Origin of the sequence: Vibrio sp. Vb339, from assembly GCF_902751245.1 — a bacterium.
In the GTDB taxonomy this organism is placed as follows: domain Bacteria; phylum Pseudomonadota; class Gammaproteobacteria; order Enterobacterales; family Vibrionaceae; genus Vibrio; species Vibrio coralliirubri.
Window position 1 is genome coordinate 359652 of sequence record NZ_CADDIS010000001.1, and the last position, 14015, is coordinate 373666.

Annotated in this window: 8 protein-coding genes; 2 read left to right on the forward strand and 6 right to left on the reverse strand. The window is 45.3% G+C overall.

The window, feature by feature from the left end; genetic code table 11:
• Positions 1-23: 23 nt before the first annotated feature.
• Both HRQ85_RS01665 and HRQ85_RS01670 read left to right on the forward strand, forming a co-directional pair.
• On the forward strand, positions 24-2117 hold the full coding sequence (locus HRQ85_RS01665; protein WP_172378498.1) for a GNAT family N-acetyltransferase: 2094 nt from the start codon (positions 24-26) through the stop codon (positions 2115-2117).
• A 400-nt stretch (positions 2118-2517) separates the two neighbouring features.
• Positions 2518-4188 carry a DUF342 domain-containing protein gene (locus tag HRQ85_RS01670; protein WP_172378499.1) on the forward strand — a complete coding sequence of 557 codons (1671 nt, stop codon included), beginning with the start codon at positions 2518-2520 and terminating at the stop codon, positions 4186-4188.
• 123 nt (positions 4189-4311) lie between these two features.
• Here the strand turns inward: HRQ85_RS01670 and HRQ85_RS01675 are convergent, their stop codons facing one another.
• The 6 genes from HRQ85_RS01675 to HRQ85_RS01700 form a co-directional block, all read right to left on the reverse strand.
• A complete protein-coding gene (locus tag HRQ85_RS01675) occupies positions 4312-6426 on the reverse strand; it encodes a type I secretion system permease/ATPase (RefSeq protein WP_172378500.1) in 2115 nt (704 codons plus the stop codon).
• A gap of 18 nt (positions 6427-6444) precedes the next feature.
• Positions 6445-8355 (reverse strand): bifunctional diguanylate cyclase/phosphodiesterase, encoded by a 1911-nt coding sequence (locus tag HRQ85_RS01680; protein ID WP_050643552.1) that lies wholly within the window; start codon positions 8353-8355, stop codon positions 6445-6447.
• 5 nt (positions 8356-8360) lie between these two features.
• The gene (locus tag HRQ85_RS01685) at positions 8361-9029 is read right to left on the reverse strand and encodes a transglutaminase-like cysteine peptidase (RefSeq protein WP_017629972.1); all 669 of its coding nucleotides are present in this window, start codon (positions 9027-9029) and stop codon (positions 8361-8363) included.
• Between the two features lie 59 nt (positions 9030-9088).
• Entirely contained in the window at positions 9089-10480 is a 1392-nt protein-coding gene (locus HRQ85_RS01690; RefSeq protein WP_172378501.1) for an HlyD family type I secretion periplasmic adaptor subunit, read from the reverse strand.
• A 112-nt stretch (positions 10481-10592) separates the two neighbouring features.
• Entirely contained in the window at positions 10593-11879 is a 1287-nt protein-coding gene (locus tag HRQ85_RS01695; RefSeq protein WP_172379333.1) for a sigma-54-dependent transcriptional regulator, read from the reverse strand.
• A gap of 68 nt (positions 11880-11947) precedes the next feature.
• The gene (locus HRQ85_RS01700; protein ID WP_172378502.1) at positions 11948-13870 is read right to left on the reverse strand and encodes a sensor histidine kinase; all 1923 of its coding nucleotides are present in this window, start codon (positions 13868-13870) and stop codon (positions 11948-11950) included.
• Positions 13871-14015 lie beyond the last annotated feature (145 nt).

Sequence of the window (14015 nt, forward strand, 5' to 3'; positions counted from 1 at the left end):
TTAGATCAATCTGGACGCTAACTATGACAAACCCAACCAACACTTTTCTACATACACTTTCTAATATTGCTCAACATAACGATCACCGTTACGGCGTGGTCTTTGATGGCGATTTTGATTGGCAAAACTCTGCTGTTTTTACCTTCCTTCAAGACTCACTCACTCCGAGCATCTTCCAGATTGGCGGTACGCCATTTGAAGGTGTGATTCATGCTCCAGTAAAAAAAGGCCAACAACTGCTTGGTCGCGAGTGCCAACTCCTTATTTGTGACTTTAGAGAGCAGTTTGATGCGAATGGTTTTAGTGCTGTGCTGGGTTCGTTAGTTGGTGGTGGGCTGCTGTTGGTGTTGCCGCCAAAAGTTGATGCCTCTGAAGATCGCGAGAGCTTTGGTCTACGTTGGTTAAAACATCATTTCGATAAACTGATTTCTGTTTCACAACACAATGAAGCCGGCGATGTAGTTCAAGCAACTCACGCTCTTCCTCAGATGCAAAGCGCCCAAAACGGATTGGATAAATTTGAACAGCAAAACACGGCTGTTGAATTAGTTAAAAAGGTAGTGTCTGGACATCGTAAACGTCCTTTGATTCTCACTGCGGATAGAGGGCGTGGTAAAAGCTCGACATTGGGTATTGCCGCAGCGCAACTGTTAGTTGAGCGTCACGGGTTTAATATAATTGTTACCGCGCCTTCAGTGAAAGCGGTAGAGCCGGTATTTTCTCATGCTAGCCAAGGGTTAGAATCTTGTGAAGTGGTCAACGCTACTCACATTCGTCATCAAGGTGGCAGTTTAAGATTCGTCGCAGCAGATGAATTACTTAAATCTAAGCCTGATTGCGATCTGTTATTGGTTGATGAAGCAGCTGCAATACCAATTCCGATGCTTAAATCCATGGTCGATATCTATCACCGTATGGTCTTTTCAACCACGGTACACGGTTACGAAGGCAGTGGACGAGGGTTCGGAATTAAGTTTGAATCTTGGCTTTCTGAGCATCGTCCGGGGTGGAAAGGCTTTAAGCTCGAACAACCGATTCGTTGGAATAACAACGATCCGCTAGAAGCTTGGTTGTTTGATTGCTTCCTACTTGGTAATGACGCATCACTCAGTGAATCGGTGGTTGATGAACTCGATGGCTTTTCTGCCGAGGCAATCAACCAATTAAACTTGGTCGAGTTATCAAAAGCAGGATGCTTGGCTAATCCTGAGCAGCTACAGCAATGTTTTTCTCTTCTTGTGGATGCGCACTATCAGACCTCGCCTAATGACTTAATGCAGTTTCTCAACAATCCAGCAATCCGTTTATACGCCGCTTGGCAGCAAGATGAATGTTTAGGTTGTATGTTAGTGACGGAAGAGGGTGGTTTGGACAGCGAGTTGATTGCTCAAGTTCAACTTGGAAAACGCAGGCCTCAAGGTCACCTTGCTCCTGTATTACTGGCAAACCAATTTGGTTGTATTCAGGCGGCGACCAGTCGTTGCCTTCGAGTTATGCGCATTGCTGTTTCAGCACGTCATCAAGGTTTGGGTATTGGTCGTTGGATGTTGGCTCAGTTATCACAGCAAACCAGCCAAGCAGATTATCTAGCGACAAGCTTTGGCGCGACCAGCGAATTGATTTCTTTTTGGCGTGGTAGTGAATTCGAAGCCGTACACATTGGCCACCAGCGAGATCAGGCCAGTGGCTGTCACTCTGTTCTGATGGTTAAGGCGCTTAACTCAAACTCTCAAGGCTGGATAAACCAAGTTCAAAATCACTTCGAGCGTAGCTACTGTTTTCTTGTTTCAGGTTCTTTGGTTTCACTTGAAACCGATATGGTGCGCGCACTGCTGCCAAAGAGTGTCGATACCGTTGGCGAGTTTGAAACTCAGTTAGTTAGAAATTACGTGAACGGTGGCAACAGTTATGATGCGATCAGCTTCAGCGTACTGAACTTGATTCTACTCAGTAACGATCGAAACATAGGTATTTCTGGTTTACTCATCGCAAAGGTTGTTCAGCAGAAAGAGTGGGGGACTTGTGTCGAACAGTTTAATCTTGTAGGTCGCAAACAAGCAGAGACTCAGTTTCGTAAAGATGTCGATGCTCTGCTAGCAAATTTACAGTGTAAATAGGCTGACCGCAACAAATTAGATTTACATTGTAAATTAGAATATTGGATTTACACTGTAAACTGAGGCTCCATATTGAAATCCGTTTTTACCCTGATTATCTGTTTCATCACTTCCGTTTCATCTCTCCATGACAGCCTTTAATCTTCTAAAGCTATTCGCCTTTACTATCTTGCACCAATATCGAATCGACATTCAATCACACGAAATATTCTGAAAAAATTTTCCTATGTATTTGTAAAGGCGAAGCAGATCATAAAATGTGTAAGTCTTATTTATGAGTCGTGTTTGCAGAATCGAAAGTAAGTGATGTGACGCTGATTATTCTAATAATGTGATACTCAGCGCAGAATGAATTATATAGACTGAATAACAACTGAGTCATTAGGGATACTCAATTCGAATGTGGGATAACATCGTTACATTGTCGGAAGACAAGCAACAAGTAATGGCATGTCTGCCAACCGGGACTGTGGTTGACGCAAGCTTTGATAACAAGACGCTGCCACCAACTTTGGAAGCTTTGAATGCATCAAACTATTTTCTTTTCGAAGAAGAGGTTTTGCGTTTCGTTACTCTTGCTAAAGAAGGTAAGGGCGAAGCTTATGAAGGAATCTTGATTGCTGAAGTCCGAAATGCCACTGTTGCGGTCGAATTGTCTGATGATGAGATGCTCGCAAGTCTTGTGGTAACGGGGCCATATAATGGACATGCGCTGCGTGGTAGCGACATTATTCATTGTTTAGCTCAAGCCCACATAACAAAAGGAATTAATAAGTTAGCGCTCAGAAAAGCATTAATGATGAGTAGCAAGCTTAAGCCGGGCGAAAAGTTTACTCAGCCAGTCGCTAAAGGGACACAACCAATAAAAGGTAAAGACGCTAAGTTTGCCGCTTTGGTTGAAGATATTACTCGCCAAGTCTTGAAGCCTCGCAGCAAAGACGAAGGCAAGATTGATATGCGAGACTTGGGACAAACCATTACCGTTGGTCAAAATGATCACTTAATGAAACGTACCCCCGCTACCAAAGGTATCGCTGGATTTACCGTTCAAGGCCGAATTATCCCACCGCTTCCTGGACAAGACAGTTTAATCAAGCCTGGAAAGGGCACTTACATCTCCCCTGAAGATCCCAATTTACTACTCGCCTCACACCCTGGATTGCCCATCATTAAAGATCGAACCATCGAAGTGGATGACGCCTTATGTGTCAGCAACGTCGATGTCTCAACTGGGCACGTTAAATTTAAAGGTAATGTCTTTGTCTCTGGCAACATCGAGCCGGGGATGATCGTCAAGGCGACCGGAAGTGTTACGGTTGGTGGCTTTATCGAATCGGCCGAAGTTCAAGCTCAGGGGGATATCAAAGTCGCCAAAGGGATTATCGGCCATACGACCAAAGAGGGTGAGCCAAAAAGTTGTAAGGTATTTAGCAAAGGCTCTATCACAGCAAGCTACGCACAGAATGCCGAGCTACAAACGGCCAACGACCTTCGACTAGGCGTGCACAGTATGAGTAATGACATTCGCTGTGGTAACAACCTTATCGTGATGGACAGTTTGAAAAAGCACGGCACCCTCAGCGGTGGTGAAGCCAAAGTCGGCGGAAAGGTCGAATGTGTCTTCTTAGGCGTTGAGGGAGATACCGCCACCAAGGTACATGGCTTTGCGCGCTACGATGGTTACCGACAAAAGATAGCCGAGCTGAAGGAAACTTATAAACATACGCAAGAGCAAACCATGGGTGTTATTCGCCAAGAGTTAGAATTTAAGAAGCGTCCGAAAGCCGAGAGAAGCGAAGAGCAAGCTCTAGAAATTGAGCAGCAACGAGAGAAGAACAACCTCGCAATTGAAAATACAAAATCGCAGTTAGATACACTCGAAGCGGAGTTTGAAACCAACCTTGCTGAATGCACTGTAGAGGTACACGAAAAAGTGTATACCCGAGTGACGATTCAATTTGGTGATGAGACAGTCACAACCAAGCGAACTCACGGCGGAAGTGTTTTCTCATTCAACCAATACGAGATTCAATGTTCATTCAAGATGGAGCAAGAGGATATTGCTTTGTAGACTTTTGTGCTGAACACAAATTTACGTATGGTTAAGGTGCCGATACTGACAAATAAAAAAGGGGAGCTGATGCTCCCCTTTTGGCTTCTACTGATAATGATTTATTTAGGTAGCTTGAGCACTCTAGCTTACTGCTCTCACTCGACCTTGTTTAAGGTCTGAAAGAACCTGTGCTTTTGGACCGTCGGCAATGATGCAGCCTTTCTCCATTACGATCACTCGATCGACAATGTCCAACATCGACGTTTTGTGTGTAATCAGAATTAACGTCTCGCTTGGTAGCAATTGGTTAAGCTGGTGTTTGATGTGCATCTCTGAACGGTTATCCATAGCACTGGTCGGCTCATCCATTAACAATACTGGCGGGCGTCCTAGGAAGGCTCTAGCAATGGCAATTGACTGACGTTGACCACCAGACAGCAAAGCACCACCTTCACCCACTTGGCGTTCTAATCCTGCAGGATCTTGCTGAGTAAATGCGGTTACGCCTGCACGGTTTGCCGCATCCATCACGTCACGGTCATCCACCAAAGGGCGACCTAAAGTAATGTTGTCTCTTACCGAACCGTAGAACAGGTTACTGTCTTGCGGAACACAACCTATATTGCGTCGTACGTCGACATGATGCAGTTGCTCCATATCGGTGTCATCAATGCGCACGTGGCCTTCTGTGGGCTTGTAGAGGCCCATAATCAGACGTTCTAGTGTGGTTTTACCTGAACCAATACGACCAATGATTGCTACTTTCTCTCCTGGGCTAATATTGAGGGTCAAGTCTCTGATAGAAGCCACTGGTGAATCAGGGTAGTGGAACGTCACTTTATCTAGCGCGATATGACCCTGAATAATCGGACGGTGGATATAACGTTTACCTTCTTCTTGTTCATCCGGCATCGACATTACTTGCTCAATCAGAGTCATTGATGACTTCGCTTGGTTGTAACGAGTCGAAAGCAAAGACAGCTGAACAAGCGGGCCAATCGCTCGGCCGCTCAGCATGGTTGCAGCAATCAAGCCACCCATCGTAAGTTCACCTTCCGCGATCAGGTACACACCAAATATGATCATACCTACGTTAGTACTTTGCTGAACAAAGCCGGCGGTGTTTTGGATGCTGTCTGTGATGCGTCGGCTTTTGATATTCCAATTCGCCATGTGAGCAACGGCTTCTTCCCAACGGAATTGGAATTGGCTTTGCGCGCTGAATAGCTTAACCGTTTCTAACCCTGCCAAACTTTCAATCAAGTTTGCATACTTCTGCGAAGCAAGACGAGAGCCTTCTTCAATGGTGCGGCGCAGTGGGCCTTGGATTAGCAATGCATAGACGATCAAAATGACCACGCCAGCAACGGGAACGAATACAAGGTTTCCAGCCATTAGCCAAATTAGCGCTAAGAACATCAGTGCGAACGGTAAGTCGATTAACGAGCCAATGGTTGCAGAGGTAAAGAACTCTCGAATGGATTCGAACTCTTGCAAGTTTTTAGCGAAAGCACCGACAGAAGCAGGCTTCGCTTCCATACGAATCCCCAGTACTTTACTGAATAACTTGGAGGAAATGAGAATATCGGATTTCTTACCAGCAACATCAATGAAGTAGCTGCGCATCAATTTGAGCAGCAAATCGAATAGGAATACGACGAAGATACCACTCGCTAGCACCCACAAGGTTTCAAAGGCAAGGTTGGGAACTACTTTGTCGTACACCAAGCGTGTGAACATGGGCGCGGCTATCGCGAAGATGTTGATCAGAATGGAGGCGATCAACACATCTCGGTAGATGTTTTTAGATTCCCAAATCGTGCTCCAAAACCAATGCCCTTTACGTGTTTTTAGAACCTCTGGTGAACGTTCATCATAGCGAAACTGTTTCTTTACCAAGAAGTAGCGGCCGATGAATTGTTCTTTCAGCTCTTCGACAGGAATGATGATTGGCACCATTCCGCTTTCCGCTGTAATGATTTCCGCTTCTTGCTTCTCTAAATCAATGCTGTTGAGAACGCACGCCTCGCCTTGTTTAAGCAGTAAGACAGCAGGCAGTATCAGGTGAGGAATCTTTTCTAAGTCGGAGCGGTTTTCTTTTGCCACTAATCCTGCTCGTTCAGCAGAACGAGGGAATAGGAAAGGGGTTAGCTTTCCATCGGATAGTGGTAGCCCATTGACCAACGCTTCGGGCGAGTTAGCTAACCCGTAATACCGGCTAACGTAGATCAGTGAGTTCAATAGTGGATCTTGCATGTGATATAACCCTTACAACTATTTATCAACAATGAAGCCTTGGAACACTTCTACGTAGTTATCAGACAGGATATCTAGCTGAGTCTGAGTTTCTATTCGAGACGCGATGGTGGTGACACCTAGGTTGTGAGCGGTTCTAGAGATCGACGTTAAGGTGAACTTCTGTTTTTCGTCATCAAGGTTATGTGTGAACAGGTAATCTAGCTTCACATAGCTTGGACGGTATTCGTTGATGTAATCCAGTGATTGGAAGTTACGTCCGTAGTTATCGACACCAAACACCGCTTCAGCGTTGCGAATGGTGTTACATAATAGTGCCGTGTAGTGCGGAACGTTGATGAAGCAGTTTTCTGGAATCTCAAAGTGCAACAGGTGAGCGATTGAAGCATTCTGTTCAAGCGTCTTACCTATCCAACGGATGAAGCTTGGTTGAGAAATACTGCTTGGTGAAATATTAATAGCGACAGGGCTGGTTACTTCATTTGCATTGAGCTTTTCAATCATCTTCTCGATAACGTATTGGTCGAGAATGTGGCTCATTTCAAGCTGTTCTAGCGCGTATAAGTACTGATTGGCACCATAACGCACACCATCTTTTTCAATCGCAGAGAATACTTCTTGGTGATACGTTTTACCAAAGGCATTGTTTGCAGCTTGCAGACGGAAGGTAATGAGGTCGTTGATGATCGCTTCTTCAACCAACATGCGCCATTGTTGTTTGCCCATCACAGCGCCGTGATCGTCTGCAGTTACGTAGCCGTAAGCAAGTTCTCGATTCGCCTTGGCACTTGAAAGTGCGTTATCCACCAGCGACATGATTTCAGTACTGGTCTTACGCGTGTTGCTGTATGTCACACCAAGAGCAATGTGTGGGTTCGCAGTGCCTGTTGGGTCTGAACCTAGGCTCTGGATACAGTTTACGATGCTGCTCGCGACAAGTTTCAGTTCGCTCTCATCAATGTTTGGCATGATGAAACCAAATTCGTCACTAGAAATACGGGCGATGGTGATATCTGGTGATGAGATTGAAGCCTGTAGCTGTTCAGCCAGTTGATGAACCAAGGCATCACCTTCTTGATAGCCCTTTTCATCGTATTCTTCACTAATAAACTCCGCTTTAAGTACCGCTAAACCACCTAAGCTCGACTCTTCTAACCATTGTGTTAACTGAGACATGTAATAAGCACGGTTACCTAGTTGAGATACAGGGTCGATATACGCTCTTTCACGTAACTTCTGAGCTTCTTTCGCTTGGTTTTTAAATGCCAGTTCAACTTGAGTCGACATGTGGTTGATACCATCGACAACCAAGGTCAGATCTTTTGTCTTTGGACGAGCCAGAGGTTCGCCAAACTGATTCTTGGCGATCTGATCCATCTTTGTAATGATCAACGAGAGCGGGCGTAAAGCACGCTTAAGGATCCAAGAGATAGACACTAAACCGAGCAAGAAGATCGTGCCAAAGATGCTCAGTAAGCGGATGAATGCTTGCCAAAGTTGATCGTAGGCAGGACCGGGGTGACTTACTATCTCGACTTCGGCCAGTTGCATCCAGCCACTAGTGATCACGCGGCGGTCATGAACAGGCTCGAACAGGTTTAGGTTGGTAAACCACTCTGGTACGCCGGTAGGCTTTACAGGGTATGAGCGGAGAATGTCTTCACCGCTATCGAGAAAGATCAATCGAACGACTGAGTAAGAACTGCCATCAAACAGGGCGTTGATAACAGACTCCACTGCCACCTTGTCCTTTTCTTCGAGGTAAGGGGCGAGAGCCAGTCCAACAGTATTAATGGTATTACTTACCTCAGAGCGTTGCTGCTCCTCTAAGTATCCACGGGTGGTATTGAATTCGATCATAAAAACTGACGTCATCAGCAGTATGAACACCGCAACCATCCCGACCACAAGCTGTTTATATAAAGTCATTGTACCTACTCATCGTAATTGATAATGGGTTTGTTTAATTTTAGAGAGCGCTCACGTGAACGTAAGTCGTTCCATAAGCTCAATCTTGAAGATTTCCCTGCCAACTTGCCGCTGCCTGCTGCCGACTTGATCAACCAAAGGTTTTTACCGTTGAAACTGTAAATTGGTCGTAGATCTGGGCGTTTGGAACCGCGTTTAATTTCAGGGTTTAAGTTGTCCAAAATTAGTGGCTCTGCACTCGGTGTTGAGTAGTATGCCAACACCATGTGGAACTGGTTTAGCTCCAGTGCCTTTACGTACACTAATCGTAATTTTTTATCTGGGACGCCCAGTTCAAGCAAAGAGAAGTATTTTGCGATAGTGAAGTCTTCACAATCACCGGCGTTGCTGCCTAAAAATTCCAGTGGTGTTGCCCAGTAGTCGTTTTTTCCCCACAAAATGGTGTCGTCGACAAAGTACATCTGGTTGAAGAACTGGTTTACCGACCTGAGTTTCTCTTTCTCACTTAACCCGTCGTAAGACGTCATGTTTGAGCGCCACGTTGCCACTCGCTTTCCGGCTCTATCGCCGTAGGTTTTGGTCACTGCATCTATCCACCGTTGGTCGCTCTTGTTGAGCGCCACAGAGGTAAAAGAGGTGAGGACCAGCAGCAATAGCGAAATCCGAGACTTCATAGCCTCTGCTCTTGTCTATTTACTGTGTATTGAAAGGCGTTATCAAACATCAAACGTCCTTACTCTTTTAGTGCATTGTTTTGAGCGCTTAATAGTGGCTTCAACATGTACTCAAGCACAGTTCTTTTACCCGTGATGATATCGACAGAGGCGGTCATACCTGGAATGATTGGCAACTCTTCGTTCTGTCCAAAATTGTGTTTTTCGGTGCGCACGCGCACGATGTAAAAGCTGTTGCCCTCTTCATCTTGAGTGGTATCGGCACTGATATGTTCTAGTACGCCTTCTAAGCCACCGTATTTAGTGAAGTCATAAGCACTAAACTTAACAATGGCGGTCAGCTCTGGGCGTAGGAATGCGATGTCTTGCGGGGCAATTTTTGCTTCAACGAGTAGCGAGTCTTCGGTCGGTACAATCTCAACGATGTCCATACCTGGCTGAATAACACCACCGACGGTATTGATGCCTAACGTTTTAACGGTGCCGGTTACTGGAGAAACTACGACTGTACGGTTTACTCTGTCTTCTAGGCCAACTGCAGACTCGGTCAGTGCAGAGAGCTTGTCTTGTGCTTGGTTGAGCTTTTCTTGTTGTTCAGAGCGGAAGTTGAGAGCAGCATCAATACGGCTGAGCATGGCTTCTTTGATTGCTGAGCGTAGAAGAGGGATTTTTAGCTCGCTTGAAGTCATTTCTCGGCGAGTGTCGTTCACTTGTCTTTGCAGTTTAAGTAATTCAATTCGTGGTACTACCCCTTCATCGGCGAGAGGTTTGGTGATATCCAGCTCTTGGCGAGCAAACTGGTAGCTCTGTTTTAGGTTTCGAACACGCGCTTTAATCTCAACTAGGTCTTGCTGTTTCTGTTCAACTTGTTGATCAAAAACGGAAAGTTGGTTTCTCAGATTGTTGAGATCTTGACGATATTCTGCTTTTTGACGATTAACCAGTTGAGGTTGCAGTTCGTAGAACTTAGGTGGGAAGGCGAGCTTGCCGTAATCAAGCAACACACTTTTTTTCCACTCTTCTACAGAGAACTCTTCGTCGATAACAACGCTGGTTAATGAGGCTGAAAGCATCAATACGTTGGCGGTTAAATTGGCAACTTGCTGCTCGCGTTCTCTGAAATCTGAGCGGAAGCGAGTATCATCGATCAATAGTAGTTGTTGACCTTTTTGAACTTGTTGGCCTTCTCTAACTAAGATCTCTTTGACCAAGCCGCCCTCAAGGTTTTGCACCACTTGGATCTGAGAGGAAGGGATGACTTTGCCTTGGCCAACGGTAACTTTGTCGATCTCTGCCCATGCAGACCACCCAATAGCAGCAATAAAAAACAGAACGATCACCCACAACATAATACGCGCACTGGTGGGCGTATTGAGGAGCAGTGCCGCTGTTTTATCATCGACATACTCAAGCTCGGTCTCGTTCAATTTGCTGAAATTTTTCTGACTCATAACAGTCCTTGTTCGCTAAATAAAAGTGCAAGCCTATTGAGTGTATTCTTACTTCTGATAAATGTTAAGATTTTGTTCCTTTAAATCTTTGAATTTATATATTTTTTAAGACCTATCGATTCTTGAAATCCGTTTTATCGAGCTGGTGCTTTCTTAGCTTGTCATACAGTGTTTTTCGCGACACCTGCAGCTCTTGTTGTACCTCTTTTAAACGGCCTTGATGGCGATGTAGCGCCTCAATCAAGATAATTTGTTCAAAGCTATCGGTGCGTTGATTTAACGACTGTTGTTGCTCTTCAATGCTCATATCGAGTTCATTTTGCTCATTAGTATCGCTGTCGAGCGACGGCTGCTTAATTTGAGTCAGCACTCTGAGTTCGGCATGTTGGCGAAGCTGACGAATGTTCTCCGCCCAATGCGTTGCAATAAGTCGCTGAATCTCTTTTTCTGTAATGACGGGTGGCGGCAGCTGATAGCGACTGGCTGCACCGCGAGCAAAGTGTTTGAACAAAGAGCCAATATCTTCCGTTCTTTGCGCCAAGGGTAGTAAATTAAATCGGCGCAGTTCACCTGTAATTGTAGTAGGAACTACTGTAGTTGAGATAATGATACAAGTTGCATTGGTCTTGCATGAGTTTTCACGAAGTAGGGTGGGTTTTAAGTTCGCTAACCACTGCCATTGATCCTGAGTTAATGCTTCTGTTTCATGGATATAGAGTGTTCCACCCTGATGCTTCAAGAACAGTTGCAAAATAAACTGATGGAATGTCGCTTCGTCACTGCGTGGCAAATTAAATGCTGCGACAGGGCAAAGCTCTGCGGTTTGATGACTGTGTAAATCATGGGTGTATTGTGCAGTGACCCTTTTCCCCGTCCCTAAATCACCAACAAACAATAGAAGTGGGTTGGTTTTGGTATCTAGGGTGATCAATTCTCGGCGCAATGCCTGCATCGATGGAGATTGACCAATCAGTTTTGGGCCAACCTGATTTTGCATTGCCAACTCTTTGCGCAATAGGTTGTTCTCTTCAACCAGTGCGAGTTTATCTGCGGCTTTTTTAACGGCAGTGAGTAGGGCATCGACCACAAATGGCTTTTCCAGAAAATCGTAAGCGCCGGCTTTCATCGCAGATACCGCTGTTTGCACATCACCATGCCCAGTCAGCACGATGACCTGAAAATGAGGATTTTGGCTCAGTAACTTTTGCGTCAATTGAATGCCATCCATTACCGGCATGTGAATATCGGTGATGACAATTCCGGCTTGCGTGGTATCTATTTTCTTTAATGCCTCAATAGCATTGGGAAAGCAGACGATATCGATGCCTTCAATGAGCATAGCTTGTTCTACGGAGTCTCGAATGGCGGGTTCATCGTCGACAAAATAGAGTTTAGGCATAGAGTGCAAAAGTCGAGTCCTTAGCTGTATGTGAAATTCGTTTTCTAATCAGCGATAACAACGGCGTGTTAGCCTTTATCGTTATATAACGGGATGCTTAGCGAGAATACCATGCCTGAAGGCTCTAACCGGTTCGCGCTGATCGTGCCGTGATACGCTTCAATAATCCGTTTCGATATTGAAAGCCCTAGCCCTAAACCTTCCGGTTTGGTGGTGAAAAACGGGTCGAATAGCTGTTCTAGTTTGTCATCCGGCATGCCAATTCCGTTATCCCAAATGATCAGCTGACAAGAGTTGTGATGCAGTTGCCATTCGATGCCTATCTGTGGGCTAGCCTGTTGGTCAACGCTTTCCAGGTTTTGTTGCTCCTGCAAGATTTTCTGTTCAAGAGCATGTTGTTGCAGCGCTTGAGTCGCGTTGTGAATCAGATTCACCAGTACTTGCTCGAGTTCGGTTGGATGAATCGCAATATTGATGTCATCTGGCACCGTGCTTAGCCTTAGCGTAATGCCTTGCTTGATCATCAGCGCACTGAGAATACTGGTGGCGTTGTTGACCGCTTGATGCAGGTTCGCCACATGATGTTCTTGTTTAGTGACCTTGCGAGTAAAGACTTTGAGTCGCGCGATGATGTCGGTAATGGTGTTGTTGAGGCCAATCATTTTCTCAAGATTGCTTTTCACTAAATCGGTTCGTTCCATTTCAAGCAGTTTTAAGCTGTTCTCACTGTAGGTTCGCAACGCTGCAAGCGGTTGGTTGATTTCGTGGTTAATGCTGGCTGACAGCTCGCCGAGTACCGCTAATTTCGCGGTTTGTGTCAGCTCTTGTTCTGTCTGCTTCAACTTGGACTGCGACTCTTGGTATTGAAAAAGGGTTTGTTGCAGCTGTTGATTGGATTGCTTCAAGTAGTGGGTACGTTTATCAACGGTTTGCTCTAGGTTTTGGTTGAGTCGGGTCAACGCCACTTTCGCGAGATAAGTCTGGCGCCACGACCAAGCGATGAGCATCACCAAGCTGTAAATCACCACGAAGATGACATCGATCTGCAAGATTTTAATAAGTTCAGCTCTGGTCTCTTTTAGTGCGACCACTTGGTACTGATTGTTGCTGATGGTAGCGGGGTAAAGATTAAAAGCACCAAGCTTGAATAACTGGTTGGCGGTGAGCTCTTTTCGGATTTCATTGGATTGAAGGTTGCTAGATTGATTGGCGTTGCTAGCTTCTGACTGAGAGCTTGAAGAACGAAAGGCTTCGATGATCGAAATTTCGCTTTGACCGTATTGGCGTTGAAGTGCGATATCCATTTGTTGTTGCTGCGTTAATGGCAACAATGAATGATAAAGCCATGGAGCTTGGCTTGATAGAAAGACCACTTGGTTAGAGTCGAGTACTACGATCTCAAAGTCTTCGCTGGTCAGGATGTTTTCGAGGTTCTCTAAACTCACTTTTACGGTGATAACGCCCACAATTTCCTTGTCGATATACAGAGGTGAAGATAGAAAATAACCGCGTACGTTCGAGCGAGCACCTAGCGCGACATATTGTGTGTTGTTACCTTTAATGGCAGAAGCAAAGTAGGGACGAAACGAGAAGTTCTCACCGACAAAGGTACGAGGCTTTTGGTAATTACTGGAAGCGACCACAGTACCGCTCGGGTCGTGAATATAGATGGTGTCGGCTTGGCTTTGATTCGACCATTCAAACAGCAATTGATTGAGCTGCGCAGCGGAAATCTTGTCTGCTTGTGGTGATGAGTCAAAATAAGAGAGCAAGCGCGGGTCATGGCTGAGCAAATCCGGGATCTGTTTGAATTTATCCAGTTCAGAATCGATTTGTAGATTCGCTTTATTCGCCGCTTCATCGAGTTGCTGAGTGACGATTTTTTCTTGGAATTGCACTGCCATAAAGTGGGTTGCGGTCAGCCCTGCAGCTCCCAATAACAATGAGAATAAAACAAAGGGCGTCATTAGGTTAGGCAGTATTTTGGTCACTCGGATCTCAACTTGTCATCGGTTTGTATAAAGATTATCAATATGATGGAGATAGTACCGAGATCTTGTTAACACAGAGCACCTTCTGTGAGACAAAACCATGGCTTAGACTTGTGTTTCAAAGGATTACGGCGCAAAATCACAA